This window comes from Vibrio sp. 10N.247.311.49, from assembly GCF_041467655.1.
Lineage (GTDB): Bacteria > Pseudomonadota > Gammaproteobacteria > Enterobacterales > Vibrionaceae > Vibrio > Vibrio crassostreae_C.
The window spans coordinates 22,844-39,835 of sequence record NZ_JBFSVA010000024.1 but is presented as its reverse complement, the minus strand read 5'-3'; the positions used below and the strand labels follow the sequence as shown (position 1 = coordinate 39,835).

Here is a 16,992-nt window from a genome sequence, read left to right as displayed (position 1 = left end):
AGGCTTTAAATGAAAAAAGGAGCCAATGGCTCCTTTCGTTGAGGTTTAGTTGATTCGATAAAGCTTTACACTTCTACTGGCTTCGCTCTAAAACTCTTAAATAGTTTCACTAGAATCGGGCTAGACAGCACCAATACCGCCAGAATAGTGAAGGTCATCGTAATAGGGCGTTCCCATAAGAAGTTCAACTCACCATCGCTGATCATCAATGCTCGTCTTAAGTTCTCTTCCATCAAGCCGCCCAATATGAAGCCTAACAGTAATGGTGCCAATGGGAAGTTGGCTAGCCTTAATGCTATCGCAGCCATCGCTACCAGTAGCATCACAAATACGTCCATCGTGTTGAATGACACCAAGTACACGCCAGTGATTGAGAAGAAGATAATCATTGGCAGTAGAACCGTTCTAGGTACCGCTAGCAGTTTAGAAATATAAGGGATTAAAGGCAGGTTCAAGATAACCAGTACGATGTTGCCAAAGTACATAGAGATGATCACTGACCAAAATACATCTGGGTGTTCAACGAACAAGCGAGGACCAGGCTGAATACCGTAGGCAATCAATGCACCAAGCATAATCGCAGTTGTACCAGAGCCCGGAATACCCAGCGTTAGTAGCGGAACGAATGAACCACTTGAAGCGGCGTTGTTTGCTGATTCAGGAGCAACAAGACCACGGATACTGCCTTTACCGAACTCTTTCTGCTTGTCTTTTGGCGCGAGGCTACGCTCCATACCGTAGCTTAGGAATGCCGCAATAGTGGCACCTGCGCCCGGTAGAACACCGGTAAAGAAACCGAGAATAGAAGATCGAATTGAAACTGGTGCCACTTCTTTGAACTCTTCTTTGGTGACCTTCATGCTACCAATATCCGACATCTTTTGGCTTTCTTCCGCGCTGGTGTCTTGCTCTGGTTTTAGAATACCCATCAAGGTTTCACCCAGTGCGAATGTTGCCATCGCTAATAATAGGAAGCTAAAGCCATCCATCAGATCCGTAAGGCCAAAAGTGAACCGTTCAACGCCAACACCTTTGTCGATACCTACAGTTGATAGCATCAAACCAAGAATAGTCATCATCCACGCTTTGATTACCTGACCTGGGCCTGCAAACGCCGCTACAGCGGACAAACCTAATAGCATCAACGCAAAGTAGTCTGAAGACTGGAAGCTCAGTGACACGCTTGCTAGAGCCGGTGCGGCAATCAAAAGCATGATTGCTGAAAGCGTACCGCCTGTGAAAGAAGAGTAAGCCGCGAGAGCAAGTGCTTTACCTGCTTGGCCTTTTTGAGCCATCGGGTAGCCGTCAAACGCGGTTACTACCGTTGAAGAACAACCCGGAGCATTGATTAAGATGGATGACGTGGAGCCACCAAATACAGCGCCGTAATACACACCAGCCATCAAGATTAGGCCAGAAGAAGGGTCTAGGCCGTATGTAATAGGGATCATCAACGCGATTGCTGAAATTGGACCTAACCCCGGTAGCATACCGATGAAGGTACCCACGAAACAGCCCACAATTACCATCATGATGTTCATTGGCATCACAGCGGTAGAAAGTCCTTGTAAAATTCCGTCTAACATAATGTTATCCCTACCAAAGAGTGAAGATTAAACCAGGCTCTAGGTAGATATCTAAGCCTTGAGTTAATAAAAGAAAGAACGCGATAACGAAAGGAAACGACGCGCCAAATAAAACAGTTTTGCGGCGCTCACCCAACAGGTAAAAGCCTGCAAGTAAGAAGAAGCTGGTTGCTAAAACAAAGCCAAGATAAGTCAGCCCAACACCGTACAGTGCCATTAACACCAAGAAGCCAATCAGCAGTTTCCAGTTTAGCGGTGTTGTGTCACATGTGACTTTCTTATCCGGTTGTCCTGTTATAAGCAGGATCAACGAAAGGCCAATGCCGATAAACGTCAACAGGGTAGGTAAGGTTCTTGCTGTGAAGGGTTCGTACTCGTCACCGGGGAACAGAGGAATCAGCGTGGTTTGATAGCCGTAGCACAAGCTCGCCAGCATAAAGATCATGGCTCCGATGCGATCCTTCGAAAGCAAAGATTCTTTACTCAGAAATTTGGTTGGTAAGTCCGACATATCCAACTCCATTTGGGGTGGTATAAAAAGTAAAAAAGCCGCACATGAGCGAGTTAATGAAGAATGTCTGGGATCACTAACCAAAGGTGAGCGAATTACATGACTTGGTTAAGCCACTTGCCTCTACAACGAATCAGCAAGCTTTAGCAATACACTACGAATAAACAAAGGAGTTTTAGTTAACTCATGTACGGCGAAACAGGAAAGAGTAAGAGGGCACAAAGACCCTCTCTGGTTGTTGGTTACTTCAAGAAACCAAGCTCACGCATTAGATCGCCCATCTGTTTTTCTTGGTCTTCTAGGAAGGCGTAAAAATCTTTGTCAGCTTTGTAGTTGTCGATCCAACCGTTACGGTCACGAACCACTTGCCACTCATCGGTTTTGTACATTTTGCCAAGAGCTTCGTTCCACTCGTCGATTTTTGCTTGGCTTGTACCCGGTGCCGCAAAGAAACCACGCCAGTTAGCAAATACTGTCTCGTTGCCGTATTCAGTCAGTGTTGGGATGTTAGGCGCAGCGTCAAGACGCTTTGGAGCCGTCACAGCAAGCACTTTTACTTGGCCAGACTTAGACATCTCTAGTACTTCACCAAGGCCCGTTGAAAGCAGCTGTGTTTCGCCAGAAAGCAGTGCCGCCATCGCTTTACCGCCAGCATCGTAGGCAATGTAACGCACTTTCTTCGCATCAAAACCTTCGCCTTTGAACGCTGCCGCAACCACAAGGTGATCCATGCTGCCACGAGCGGAACCGCCAGCAATCTTAACTTTACGTGGGTTGGTTTCGAACTCTTTAACGACGTCTTCCCAAGTGTCGTACTTAGAATCCGCAGGAGCGACGATTGCGCCGTAATCGGCAATGGTTGCTGCTACCGGAGTTAGGTCACGGAAAGATTGAGGGAAGATACCTGTTAGTGAACGAACAACGATAGGCGTTGAGTTCACCATTAGCGTGTCTTCTTGGCGTTGTGCTGTTTCGATTAGGTGAGCAATCGCTTTACCGCCACCGCCACCAGACAGGTTTTGGAAAGAGACATTTTCTACGATGTCTGATTTCACCAATACATCACCCGTACCACGAGCTGTCATATCCCAACCACCACCAGCGCCGCCAGGGATTAGGAAGTGGATTTTTTCTACGTCAGCAGCAAAAGTGTTGAAAGAAAAGGTTGCTGTGATGATAGAAGCCGCAAGAGTAGGTTTCAGTGCCTTGAACATGGTTCACGTTCCTTATGTAGGGGATCTCTTCAATGGAGAGAAACTTATGTTTTATTTCCAGCTACTAAACAGATGAGTAGGATATTGCTTAGCAGATGAAGCTAAAGTTAACGGTGTGTTAATGAAATGTCTGTAATGCGGCGATATTGAGAATAAAGAACATTGGATTAATATTGTTCATAAAGTTCACGGTAACGTGTTTTTGTCCATTTACTGTTGAATGATATCTGGATTCTAAAATCGTAGTTATTGTCTCAGAATGATTGAATTCATTGACAAAGGTTGGATTTAACTAGCGTTTTCTACTCGAGTGCATTGGTTGTTGGTCTATATTGTTAGATGTGACTACGATAACTATTTCTGCAAAAGAGTCAGGTGTATAGAGGTGTTAGATTTTAGATGTGGAATAGAGTTACTATAGTTGATATGCAACTTAAGCGGTATTGATTGCGCTAGGCTGTTAACTTTGGAGTTGGCGATTATTCAAGGATGAAATAATGGCATTAAAAAAAATTTCGTTACGATTTACTGTTGGAGGAATGTTTTTACTCGCGACATTTCTTACCGCTGTTGTTGCGGTTTCACTGCAATATTACTTCAGTAAAAAAATGGCGACTGAGAATACCCTATCAAAGTTGACGATGGTGTCCCAAGAGCTGAGTAACTATATCGGCGCGGTTGATTCTGACGCAGCCAATACGGCGCGTTTACTTTCTTCAGTGAAACGTTCTATAAGTAACAAAATATCGAAAGAAGAGTCGCGTAGTATTCTTTCAGAAGCAATTAAAGATAACCCTCTCTTTTATAGTATTTACATTGGCTCATCTAATGAAAACTTCTTCCAAATTATTAATCTAGAATCTGCCCCTGTCGTTAGAGAAAAAATCGGTGCACAACAAAAAGACCGTTGGGTTGTGGTTGAGATTCATAATATAGGGGAGGAGCGCGTCCGTACGACGAAATATTTTGACCAAGAGTTTACGCTAAGAAACTCAACTACGGAGCAGAGCAACTACCTTCCAACAACCAGGCCTTGGTATGTTTCTGCCAATGTTCAGTCGGTCGAAAAAACTCAGCCATATCTTTTCCAGCATTTACAAATTACCGGGCAAACTTATTCTTTAGCGTTTGATTCGAAAATCGAATCTGAAGTTCAACATGTGATTGGTATTGATATTGTGTTGTCTTCTTTAGCTAGCAAACTATCAGGTACGGCGCTTGGCTTAGCAGAAGACAGTAAGGTTGAGTCTTTCTTATATTCGAAATCGGGTAATATTATTGCGTCTAACCTCAAGGTTAACAATCACGAATCGGAGTTTGATGTATCAACATTGATGCTATCGTCTGAGCAGCAAGCCTTGATTAACGATACCCCTCCGCTGTTAGTGTCTAATCAAAATGATTGGGGGCCGATGGACTTTTCAGTGGCGGGAAAACCAAACGGCTATGCGATAGACCTTCTTAAAATGATTGGTGAGATGACAGGGATCAGGTTTGAATTTGTTAATGGTTTCTCTTGGGGCGAGCTTGTCAGTAAGTTTCAAGAAGGAAGTATTGATGGCCTGCAATCGGTTCAACATTATAAAAATAATGGCATAGATGGCCTATACACGACTCCAATTTATGAATTGCCATTTTCTATCGTGACAAGGGTCGGCGCGAAGGTTGTCACTAATTATGCCGAGCTTGAGGGTAAAAAAGTTGCCATTTTATCTGGGTGGTCAATTATTCCTAAGTTGAGAGAGGATTTTCCGAACATTGATTTAGTTGAATTTGAAAACCTAGAGTCTGCATTTAATTCAATTGAAAGCGAAGAGAACTTTGCTTTCTTAGAAGCAGAACCCGTACTCTCGTTTGCATTAGATAGGTTTTTCCAGCCAGGCCTTGTTGTCAATGGGACTCTAGAAGATCTAAAACAGAACTACTCAAACCAATTCCATTTGGTGCTGCAGAGCAAGCATAAACAATTGCTCCCAATCATTGATCAAGCTATCAGTAAGTTAAGTGGTGAACAACTTGATGCCTTAGCGAAAAAGTGGCTGCATGATACCGGCTTTAATACGAATACGACGGTTCCTTATACTGAACTTTATGATTTGACTAAGGAAGCAACGGTTGAAGGCAGTATGGTAAGGGTAGAGTTGAATGGCGAGATCAAGCATCTCTATTTAAAGAAAATAGACACGGGCGAACACTACTCTGAGTATTTTGCGGTATTGATTCCCGAATCTGAAGTCTTCAGTACAGTCAATAAACGTCTAGCAACCTCTGTTGGTGTAACGGTGTTACTGATGAGTTTGACGTTGCCTATTGCTTGGGTTTTTGGTGCGCCGATAGTGCATCCAATTCGCCAATTAGAGGAAGAGACTCATAAGGTTAAGCTGCGTGATTATGACAACGTGACAATTCTTGATACTCGAATCAAAGAAGTGTGGGAATTATCTGTTGCTGTAAAAGATATGGCTATGGAGATTAAACGACATGAACAGATGCAAGAGGCGTTTGTTGAGTCGTTTATCAAGCTCATCGCTCAAGCGATCGATGATAAGTCCGCTTATACGGCAGGGCATTGTAATCGTGTACCAGAACTCGGCTTGATGCTGGCTGACGCGGCGGAACAATCGCAGTCTGAGCACTTCAAAGACTTTGAGTTTAAAAATGATGACGAACGCCGTGAGTTTAGAATTGCGGCTTGGCTTCATGATTGTGGCAAGATCACGACACCGGAACACATCGTCGATAAAGGTACGAAGTTAGAAGCGAACTACAACCGAATCCACGAGGTGAGAACTCGATTTGAAGTACTTTGGCGTGATGCGGAAATCACCGCTTTGAGAAAACAACTTGATGGTACGCTATCAACGCAACTGATAGCCGATGAACTTACGGCAACGAAGCAGCAGCTACAAGATGACTTTGCCTTTATCGCTACGTCGAACGTTGGTGGTGAGTTCATGAGTGATGACAAAGTCACTCGTATTCGCTCGATAGCTGAGACGACCTGGACGCGTCACTTTGATGATCAACTTGGTCTATCACCGATAGAGGCAATGAATCGAGAGCCGAGTTCAAGTTTACCAGCCACAGAACCACTTTTGAGTGATAAGCCAGAGCACATAGTGAAAAGAGATAGGCCGTTAGAATTTGACCCGAAACATCAAATTAAAATGGATGTGCCTGAGCACTTATACAACCTAGGCGAAGTCTACAATCTGAGTATTGCACGCGGTACATTGACTGCTGAAGATAGATTTAAGATAAACGAGCACATGCTTGGCACGATTAAGATGCTTGAGAACCTGCCATTCCCGAAAGAGCTAAGTCGTGTTCCTCGCTACGCTTCAACTCACCATGAAACACTTAAAGGTACAGGGTATCCAAGGAAGCTGACTGGTGATGACCTCTCAATCCCAGAACGTATTCTGGTGATCTCTGATATTTTTGAGGCATTAACCGCTGCAGATAGGCCTTATAAGAAGGCTAAGCCAATCAGTGTTGCTGTCGACATCATGTATAAAATGACATTGGACGAGCATCTCGATATCGAACTGTTTAGATTGTTCTTAACCAGCGGCACTCACCTGCGTTATGCAGAAGAGTATCTGAAGCCGGAACAAATTGATTTCGTTGATATCAGCAAATACCTAGATGTTACTCGTCAGATTGCTTGAGTAAAGGTGGCTTGTTAGAACGGGGTCTATGAATGAAAGGCGCACATGAGTGCGCCTTTTTTATATCTGTTTATCGGTGAACAGGTAGATCGACACAAAGTGCTCTGCGTTTGTCAAGTCTGTCTATAAGTTGTCGACACATTGGTTTCGAGTGATTTCAGGGTAGGGAAGGGTTTAGCGGCTCTTTCTTTGCTTAAATCGATAAATAACAAGTGGTTGAATTGTTTTTAGTGTCCTTTTAAGTAAGTTTTTATCGCCTATAGAAAGTACTACCTTAGTCTGAATTGTCGACAATTTGCTTGATTGTCGACAATTTAATCGTGTATTTTATGTTCATGTTATGGAATTGTTGACAATTAAGGTTCAGCAAATAGAAGTGAGCAGCATGAATATGAATACTGCGATAAAAGATCTCAGCTTAAGTGCAAACACGAAAACTCGTGTTGGCGACAAAGAAAACACCAAGTCGGAAAGCCTGACTGAATACCTAGTCGAGGCGATTGTTAGCGGTGAATTAGCTCCGGGCAGTAAGATCTCGGAACCTGAACTGGCTAAACGCTTTGAAGTAAGCCGAGGTCCATTACGTGAAGCGATAATGCGTGTGGAAGGGCTAGGGCTTATTGAGCGAATTCCTCATGTCGGCGCTCGAGTTATTACTTTTTCGGCAGACAAACTGCTAGAGCTTTACGCCGTGCGAGAGGCATTGGAAGGCATGGCTGCTCGATTAGCGGCGAGACACATCACACAAGAAGAGTTGATCGGGCTTGAAGGCTTATTGTCGACACATTCTAAACATATCGATGAAGTCGAAGGCTCTTCTTATTTTCATCAACATGGGGATTTTGATTTCCATTACCGCATTATCAAAGCGAGTCGTAACAGCAAACTCATTTCGCTGTTGTGTGATGAGCTTTATCACCTATTACGCATGTACCGCTACCAATCGCCTAGAGCACAGTCTCGACCAAAAGAGGCGCTTGATGAACATAAATACATTTTACAAGCTATTCGCAACCGTGATGAAGAGTTAGCGGAAATGCTAATGCGAAGACACATCTCGGGCAGTCGACTGCTTATAGAGCAACAAATTCAATCCAAAGATCTTGATTAAAAGGCGACTGGTATTTGCCTACGGATCTGCGTTGGCGAAAGCTAAACATCAGTAGTTATAAAAGTTAGATAGAAAGAAACAATTAACAGGGAGCGTCATTATGAAGTTATCAGCAGGAGCTAAGTTCCGACAAGCTGTGAAAGACAACGATCCATTGCAGATCGTCGGCACTGTGAATCCATATTGCGCGATGATGGCAAAGAACTTGGGTCATCAGGCGATTTATTTGTCTGGTGGAGGCATCGCCAATGCGTCTTATGGCTTGCCTGATTTAGGTATTACGACATTGAACGATGTATTGGTCGATGTTGAACGTATTACCAATGCGTGTGATTTGCCCTTGCTGGTGGATATCGACACGGGCTTCGGTGGCGCGTTCAATATTGCGCGTACGATTCGCGCGATGGAGAAGGCGGGCGCGGCTGCTATTCATATGGAAGACCAAGTCGCTCAGAAGCGCTGTGGTCATCGACCAAATAAAGCAATTGTTAGTCAGCAAGAGATGGTCGATAGAGTCAAAGCGGCAACCGATGCTAGAACCGATGACAGCTTTGTGATTATGGCGCGTACGGATGCATTGGCGGTTGAAGGAATTGACAGTGCGATTGAACGAGCGATTGCGTGTGTTGAAGCGGGCGCAGACATGATTTTCCCTGAGGCGATGAATCAACTCGATCAATATGTGAAGTTCTCGGCAGCGCTGAAATCAGCAACGGGTAAACACGTACCTATCTTGGCCAACATTACTGAGTTTGGCCAAACACCACTCTACAACTGTCACGAGTTAGCCCAATCAAGTGTCGACATGGTGCTTTACCCATTGAGCGCGTTCCGTGCGATGAACAAAGCGGCAGAGAATGTTTATAAGCACTTGTTAGTTGAAGGCAATCAAGAAGCCCTGTTGGATTCAATGCAAACCCGTAAAGAGCTTTACGAGCACCTTAATTACCACGACTACGAGAACAAGCTTGACCAGTTGTTTTCAAGCGAAGGGTAAAATCAGTTTCAAATAATCAAAAATCAACTTAATCCAATAACGTGAAATGGTTAGTCGCCATATCCAATACCGAAGATAAAGATCATCGGACACATAAATAGGCAGCACCAAAGAGTGCAGGCGGCTAACACAGAAAAGGAGTTCACCATGTCTGTATCTTTGAGTGATAAAGCAGCTGTCGAAAATGCTTCAAAAATAGAACAACAAAGCACAAAAACAACAAGCACACCTGCAATCGGTGGTGCTGGTCTACGTGGCCAAAGTGCGGGAACCACGGCGCTATGTACGGTAGGAAAATCAGGTACCGGCTTAACCTACCGTGGTTATGATATTACGGACCTTGCTAATCATGCTCAGTTCGAAGAAGTAGCGCATCTGCTACTAAGAGGTCATTTACCCAGTGAAAAAGAGCTAGATGATTACAAAACACTGTTGGTTGGTTTGCGCGGCTTGCCTCAACCTTTGAAAGCAGCATTAGAGCTTATCCCTGCAGACGCTCATCCAATGGATGTGATGAGAACAGGTTGTTCAATGCTGGGTAATCTAGAGCAAGAGACTGATTTTTCTGAGCAACTGCCCGCGACTGAACGAATGCTTGCGCTTTTCCCTGCGATTATTTGTTATTGGTACCGCTTTAGCCATGATGGTGTGCGTATAGATACTGAAGACCAAAGCGAAGCATGTCTGGGTGGCTACTTCCTGAAGATGCTAACGGATAAAGCGCCTAGTGAACTTCATAAGAAGGTGATGCACTGCTCGCTAACCCTTTACGCGGAGCATGAGTTTAATGCTTCAACCTTTGCAGCCCGTGTGTGTGCATCAACGTTGTCGGATATTCACTCGTGTGTCACAGCAGCGATTGGTACGTTGCGAGGCCCTTTACATGGCGGTGCAAACGAAGCTGCGATGGAAATGATCCAAGATTGGCAAACCGCCGATGAAGCGGAAGCGAACATCATGAATATGCTCGCCAACAAAGACAAAATCATGGGCTTCGGGCATGCCATTTATCGTGAGAGCGACCCACGAAACGCCTTAATCAAACGCTGGTCGAAAGAGCTAGCTCAAGAGGTGGGTGATGAACAGCTTTATGCCGTTTCAGAGCGTGTTGAAGCGGTTATGAAGCGAGAGAAAGGCTTGTTCTGTAATGCTGACTTCTTCCATGCGTCGGCTTATCACTTCATGGACATCCCAACCAAACTGTTTACGCCAATCTTTGTGATGAGCCGCCTCACAGGTTGGACGGCACACGTGTTCGAACAAAGAGAAAACAATCGCATCATTCGTCCAAGTGCAGACTACACCGGGCCAGAGCATCAAGACTGGCTACCTATCCATTTACGTTAGTCCTCTATATCGAGCCGACTTAAATCTCGAGGTGACTGTTATCTTCATGTGATAAGGCCTCGGGAACCAACGAATAGAATTTAACAGATAATGGTGGATGTATGTCTGATGTAAAACTTGAAAGAAACCAAGAGCTTGATGAAAACAAGTATCGAAAGGTTTTACCGGGAACGGGTTTAGAATATTTCGACGCTTGCGAAGCGGTAGAAGCACTATCCCCGGGCGCTTATAAAACCTTGCCTTATACGTCGCGAGTGTTGGCAGAGCAATTAGTAAGACGCTGTGATCCTGAAACCCTTGAAGACAGCTTAAAGCAGATCATTGAACGCAAGAGCGACTTAGATTTTCCTTGGTATCCTGCGCGAGTGGTGTGTCATGACATTCTAGGTCAAACAGCCCTAGTAGATTTGGCTGGATTAAGAGACGCGATTGCCGACCAAGGCGGAGACCCTGCCAAGGTGAACCCAGTGGTCGAAACTCAACTGATTGTTGATCACTCTTTGGCAGTGGAACATGCCGGGTTTGATAACGAAGCATTTGATAAAAACCGCGCGATTGAAGAGCGCAGAAACGAAGACCGTTTTCATTTTATTGAATGGTGTAAAACCGCGTTTAAAAACGTGAGTGTGATCCCAGCGGGTAACGGGATCATGCACCAGATTAACTTGGAGAAAATGTCTCCAGTTATTCAATCTAAAGAAGGCATCGCGTTTCCTGATACTTGTGTTGGTACCGATAGCCATACACCGCACGTTGATGCCCTGGGCGTTATTGCGATTGGTGTGGGCGGCTTGGAAGCTGAGACTGTGATGCTAGGTCGGCCTTCGATGATGCGATTGCCGGACATCGTCGGCGTGAAGCTAACGGGTCAACGACAAGAAGGGATAACGGCAACGGATATTGTGCTTGCGATTACCGAGTTTCTTCGAAATGAAAAAGTGGTTTCTAGTTATTTAGAGTTCTTTGGTGAAGGTGCTCGTGCACTGACTATTGGCGACCGTGCCACTATATCGAATATGACGCCTGAGTACGGTGCGACTGCGGGGATGTTCTACATCGATGAGCAGACTATTCAATACCTTAAACTCACGGGACGAGAGCCTGAACAAGTTGAACTAGTCGAACGCTATGCCAAGCAAACCGGGCTATGGGCTGACGATCTCGATTCTGCTCAATATGAGCGTGTACTTGAGTTTGATTTATCGAAGGTTGAGCGCAATCTTGCAGGGCCGTCTAACCCTCATCGCCGTTTGCCAACCAGAGAGCTGGCTGAACAAGGTATTAGTCAAACATCTTGGAAAGAGCAGCATGCTAAGCAGTACAGGGATGATCAGATGCCTGATGGTGCCGTAATCATCGCAGCGATTACCTCTTGTACTAACACCAGTAATCCAAGAAACGTGGTAGCCGCAGCATTGGTGGCTAAGAAAGCCAATCAGCTTGGATTAGTTCGTAAACCGTGGGTGAAAACGTCATTTGCTCCAGGATCTAAAGTTGCCAAGCTCTACCTCGAGTCAGCAGGTTTGTTGCCAGAATTGGAACAATTAGGTTTTGGTATCGTCGGTTATGCGTGCACTACCTGTAATGGTATGAGCGGAGCCCTAGATCATGCAATCCAACAAGAGATCATCGACCGTGACCTGTACTCAACCGCTGTGTTATCGGGGAATCGAAACTTTGATGGTCGAATCCACCCCTATGCAAAACAAGCGTTTTTAGCCTCACCGCCATTGGTGGTTGCTTACGCTTTGGCTGGCACGATTCGCTTTGATATCGAGAAAGACAGCTTAGGCACCGACAACAATGGTAAGCCAATCTACTTAAGTGATTTATGGCCGAGTGATGCCGAGATCGATGCCGTTGTCGGTGAGCATGTTAAACCTCAGCAATTCCAACAAATCTACGTGAAAATGTTCCAGCCAGACGAGGAACAGGTAACGACTGAACCGCTTTATGACTGGCGACCTCAAAGCACCTATATTCGCAGGCCACCTTATTGGGAAGGGGCTCTTGCGGGAGAACGAAGCCTTTCAGGGATGAGACCTTTAGCGATTCTGGGTGACAATATCACTACGGACCATTTATCTCCTTCAAATGCGATTCTCGCTTCGAGCGCGGCGGGGGAATACCTCACCAAAATGGAAGTTCCGGAAGAGGACTTTAACTCCTACGCGACCCATCGAGGTGATCACTTAACCGCACAACGAGCAACCTTCGCCAACCCTAAACTGTTCAACGAAATGGTGAAGGACGCAGGAGAAGTCGTTCAAGGTTCATTAGCAAGGGTTGAACCCGAAGGTCAAGTTACGCGAATGTGGGAAGCGATAGAAACCTACATGAACCGTAAACAACCTTTGATTGTTGTTGCTGGTGCTGATTATGGACAAGGTTCATCACGTGACTGGGCAGCCAAAGGGGTGCGCTTAGCGGGTGTTGAAGTGATTGTTGCCGAAGGCTTTGAACGAATCCACAGAACCAACTTAGTCGGTATGGGTGTGCTGCCCCTGCAATTCAAAGCGGGAACGGATCGAAATACTTTAGAACTGGACGGCACCGAGCTTTACGACGTGTACGGTGACATTGAAGCCGGTTCTGATTTGGCTCTAGTCATTACTCGTAAAAACGGTGAAAAGCTGGATGTGCCTGTAACCTGCCGACTAGACACGGCAGACGAAGTGAATGTCTATAGCGCTGGTGGCGTATTGCAACGTTTCGCCAAAGACTTTCTCGCACAGTAGGACCTGGTTATGAACATCAAACAGATAAAAGTACCTGCTACCTACATGCGGGGCGGAACAAGTAAAGGCGTTTTCTTCAACCTAAGTGACTTACCTAAAGCGGCGCAAGTTGCTGGAGAAGCTAGAGATACATTGTTGTTGAGAGTGATTGGCAGTCCAGATCCTTATGGCAAACAAACCGATGGTATGGGTGGGGCAACATCCAGTACCAGTAAAACCGTTATTGTTTCGAAAAGCAGTAAAGCCGATCACGATGTTGATTACTTATTCGGTCAAGTAGCAATAGACAAGCCGTTCGTTGATTGGAGCGGTAACTGCGGTAATTTGTCTGCTGCAGTAGGCCCATTTGCTATTCATAGTGGATTGGTCGATTCGAATCGTATTCCAGAAAACGGCGTGGTCGAGGTGCGAGTATGGCAAGTGAACATAGAGAAAACCATTATTGTTCATGTACCTATCGCTGACGGGGAAGTCCAAGAGTTAGGTGACTTTGAGCTCGATGGTGTCACTTTCCCAGCTGCTGAAATCCAAGTTGATTTCCTAGATCCGGCCGATGCGAATGGTTCAATGTTTCCTACAGGGAATGTTGTCGATTTTTTAGATGTTCCCGAATTGGGCTGCATCAAAGCGACATACATCAATGCAGGAATACCAACCATTTTTGTTGATGCAGAATCGGTTGGCTATCAAGGCACAGAGCTTCAATCTGATATCAACAGCGATTCAAAAGCCTTGGCATTGTTTGAATCCATCCGAGCACATGGCGCAGTTGCAATGGGGCTGATTGATTCTTTAGAACAAGCGGATTCACGCCAACACACACCGAAAGTCGCGTTTGTTGCTAAGCCTCAAGCGTATCAAGCTTCAAGTGGTAAATCGGTATTAGCTGACGATACCGACCTTCTGGTGCGAGCTTTGTCTATGGGGCAACTGCATCACGCCATGATGGGCACAGCTGCAGTCGCCATTGCTTCAGCGGCGAGTGTTCCGGGTACGTTAGTGAACTTGGCAGCCGGTGAGGGTTCCCGTGATTTTGTGACCTTTGGCCATCCATCAGGAACCTTAAAGGTGGGAGCTAAAGCTTTGCAGACCGAAAACGGTTGGAAAATAGAAAGGGCGATAATGAGTCGTAGTGCCCGAGTGATCATGGAAGGTGCCATCCGTGTGCCTTTTCCTAAGTAAAGCGATTGTCGTGAACGGTTAAATGTTCACGAACACAACGCTGAGAAAAGAGTGCTATCAAGTGCTACAGCCAAAGGCTAGGCACTTGGAGAAATGGATAAATCATGGAGGAGGCACTATGTCTGCTACGAATCGAATGAACAGAAAAACAGACTATATAACCGAGTATCAATGGGCGAGGGAAGATCCAAATTCGTTTTGGGAAACACAATCACAAGCGATAGATTGGTTTGAGTCACCCAAAACGATATTACAAACTGACGATAACGGTATTGAGCGCTGGTTTCCTGATGGGGTGATGAACACGTGCTGGTTGGCTTTAGATTATCATTGCGAAAATGGTCGTGGTGATAAAGTGGCACTGATTTACGACTCTCCAGTTACAGGGACTCAATCATCGTACACTTACAATCAATTGCGTGACCAAGTGGCAAAAGTCGCTGGTATGCTAGCTATGCAAGGCGTTACTAAAGGCGATCGTGTTGTTATCTACATGCCAATGATTCCTGAAGCGGCGATGGCAATGTTGGCCTGTGCAAGACTAGGCGCGGTTCACTCGGTGGTGTTTGGTGGTTTTGCTCCTTATGAGCTTGCCGTTCGTATCGAAGATGCTGAACCGAAGGTGTTGATTACTGCATCCTGCGGTGTCGAGATAAATAAAGTCCTGCCATATAAGCCGATGGTCGACAGGGCGATCATGGACAGCCGCTGGAAGCCTGAGAAAGTGGTGGTATTCCAAAGAGAGCAGTCTCTAGCCGAGTTGAACAACGAACGCGATGTACTTTGGCAGCAAGCTGTTGAGGATGCTTTGCCTCACGTATGTGTGCCTGTTCTAGCGACTGACCCACTATATATCTTGTATACATCAGGGACGACGGGTAAGCCAAAAGGCGTGGTGCGCGATAATGGTGGTCATGCGGTCGCGATGAAATACTCGATGAGCACTATCTACGATATGCCGCAAGATGGTGTGTTTTGGGCGGCTTCTGATGTCGGCTGGGTAGTGGGGCATTCCTATATTGTGTATGCGCCATTGATTCATGGTTGCACAACCATCTTGTTTGAAGGAAAGCCAGTTAGAACGCCAGATCCGGGGGCATTCTGGCGTGTGTGTGAAGAGTACAACGTCGATGTGTTATTTTCTGCGCCAACGGCATTTAGAGCTATCAAGAAAGAAGATCCTGAAGGCGAGTTACTCACCAAGTATGACTTATCATCGCTCAAGTCGATTTTTATGGCGGGAGAGCGTTTGGACCCGCCAACATTGGATTGGGTTGAGTCTCATACCAATAAACCGGTTATTGACCACTGGTGGCAAACCGAAACGGGTTGGGCTATTTCTGCCAATCCGACAGGGCTGGAATCTTTGCCAGTGAAAGCAGGTTCTTCAACTAAGCCTGTGCCCGGTTACCAAGTCGAGATTCTTAATGAATTGGGTGAAACGGCACAGCCTAATCAGCAAGGCTTTGTTGCACTCAAACGTCCACTACCACCCGGTTGTCTGCCAACGGTTTGGCGTAATCATGATCGATTTGAATCTGGCTATCTGAGCCAATTCCCAGGCTATTATGTTTCTGGGGACGGTGGCTATCTCGATGAAGATGGGTATCTATTTATTATGGGTCGTATCGACGATGTGATAAACGTAGCGGGACACCGTCTGTCGACTGGAGAAATGGAAGAGATCGTGGGTGGTCACCCAGCCATTGCAGAATGTGCGGTAGTCGGGATTCACGATGACTTGAAAGGACAACTTCCTTTAGGTCTAGTTGTGTTAAAAGATGGCGTAAAAGTCGATGGCATTGAGTTGCAAAGGGAATTGGTTGGCAAGGTTCGTAATGAGATCGGCGCGGTAGCTTGTTTTAAGCAAGCCTTGGTTGTTGAGAGGTTACCTAAGACACGCTCAGGTAAGATCTTACGTAGAACGATCCGGCAGATCGCAGAAGGTGAACAATATGTGGTGCCTTCAACTATTGACGACCCTACCAGCTTAACTGAAATTGCTGAAAAGCTCGGCAAATAGACGTCGCAGTTTAGGTAATCTCACCTTCGGCTTGTTGATTTATACATAATCCGGCGTGATGGTTTACCTAAACTCTACTTTATTCATCCGCTTATCCATTGCGTTTACTATGACTTCATTATGAATCCCACATATTGAGGTCTTTTTATGCGAGCTTACTTTTTGTTGATTGCTTTATTGGTCAGTGGTGCTGCTAGTGCCAGTATTTCAAAGGATGAAGCGAGTAGAGCGTTGTTAGAACCTTTGAGTCATCCCAAGGTATTTAAATGTGTATCAAAGACTGGCGTCGATCTCTATCAAGCGGTTTTTGATATTGGTGTGGGATATGAAGCCGACCCTATTAACTCGAAGATGATCGTTAATTCAAGGAAAGGCCGCTACGAATATCAAATCTTAGGCGCAGTAAGGTCTGAAAGAGCTGGTGAAATTGTCGTGTTAACTCGCCATGTGGGAGACGGTGTTAAAGTTGCGGCTATGATTGATGACGAAAATGGCAAGATACTGGGGATCGGCGATAAAAATCATTATCGAGATTGTGGTGTTAGGCCACCACCTAGCGTAGCAAACATGCAAAACTTTTGGTCTAAAGGCTAAGAGATATGTGAAAGGCAA

General features: G+C 45.5%; 11 protein-coding genes. 8 read left to right on the top strand and 3 right to left on the bottom strand.

Annotated features, from left to right (window positions below; translation table 11 throughout):
- Window positions 1–65: 65 nt before the first annotated feature.
- The 3 genes from AB6E54_RS18780 to AB6E54_RS18770 form a co-directional block, all read right to left on the bottom strand.
- Window positions 66–1,586: a tripartite tricarboxylate transporter permease gene (locus AB6E54_RS18780; protein WP_012603793.1), complete on the bottom strand. Its 1,521-nt coding sequence runs from the start codon at window positions 1,584–1,586 to the stop codon at window positions 66–68.
- 10 nt (window positions 1,587–1,596) lie between these two features.
- On the bottom strand, window positions 1,597–2,097 hold the full coding sequence (locus AB6E54_RS18775; RefSeq protein ID WP_371724585.1) for a tripartite tricarboxylate transporter TctB family protein: 501 nt from the start codon (window positions 2,095–2,097) through the stop codon (window positions 1,597–1,599).
- A gap of 242 nt (window positions 2,098–2,339) precedes the next feature.
- Window positions 2,340–3,311, bottom strand: a complete 972-nt coding sequence (locus tag AB6E54_RS18770; protein WP_229648231.1) for a tripartite tricarboxylate transporter substrate binding protein — start codon at window positions 3,309–3,311, stop codon at window positions 2,340–2,342.
- A 497-nt stretch (window positions 3,312–3,808) separates the two neighbouring features.
- Here AB6E54_RS18770 and AB6E54_RS18765 point away from each other — a divergent pair, with 497 nt between their 5' ends.
- From AB6E54_RS18765 to AB6E54_RS18730, 8 genes are all read left to right on the top strand, one after another.
- A complete protein-coding gene (locus tag AB6E54_RS18765) occupies window positions 3,809–6,982 on the top strand; it encodes an HD domain-containing phosphohydrolase (RefSeq protein WP_372106580.1) in 3,174 nt (1,057 codons plus the stop codon).
- A gap of 391 nt (window positions 6,983–7,373) precedes the next feature.
- Window positions 7,374–8,093: a GntR family transcriptional regulator gene (locus AB6E54_RS18760; protein WP_102431203.1), complete on the top strand. Its 720-nt coding sequence runs from the start codon at window positions 7,374–7,376 to the stop codon at window positions 8,091–8,093.
- 100 nt (window positions 8,094–8,193) lie between these two features.
- Window positions 8,194–9,090, top strand: a complete 897-nt coding sequence (gene prpB / locus AB6E54_RS18755; protein WP_102344103.1) for a methylisocitrate lyase — start codon at window positions 8,194–8,196, stop codon at window positions 9,088–9,090.
- A gap of 147 nt (window positions 9,091–9,237) precedes the next feature.
- Window positions 9,238–10,437, top strand: coding sequence for a 2-methylcitrate synthase (prpC, locus tag AB6E54_RS18750; RefSeq protein WP_099165530.1), 1,200 nt, complete (start codon window positions 9,238–9,240; stop codon window positions 10,435–10,437).
- A 101-nt stretch (window positions 10,438–10,538) separates the two neighbouring features.
- Complete coding sequence (gene acnD, locus AB6E54_RS18745) at window positions 10,539–13,175, top strand: Fe/S-dependent 2-methylisocitrate dehydratase AcnD (protein ID WP_372106578.1); 2,637 nt, start codon at window positions 10,539–10,541, stop codon at window positions 13,173–13,175.
- 9 nt (window positions 13,176–13,184) lie between these two features.
- A complete protein-coding gene (gene prpF / locus AB6E54_RS18740; RefSeq protein ID WP_048662924.1) occupies window positions 13,185–14,357 on the top strand; it encodes a 2-methylaconitate cis-trans isomerase PrpF in 1,173 nt (390 codons plus the stop codon).
- A 118-nt stretch (window positions 14,358–14,475) separates the two neighbouring features.
- Complete coding sequence (locus AB6E54_RS18735; RefSeq protein WP_372106576.1) at window positions 14,476–16,380, top strand: propionyl-CoA synthetase; 1,905 nt, start codon at window positions 14,476–14,478, stop codon at window positions 16,378–16,380.
- A gap of 147 nt (window positions 16,381–16,527) precedes the next feature.
- A complete protein-coding gene (locus tag AB6E54_RS18730; RefSeq protein ID WP_050648228.1) occupies window positions 16,528–16,974 on the top strand; it encodes a hypothetical protein in 447 nt (148 codons plus the stop codon).
- Window positions 16,975–16,992: the final 18 nt, after the last annotated feature.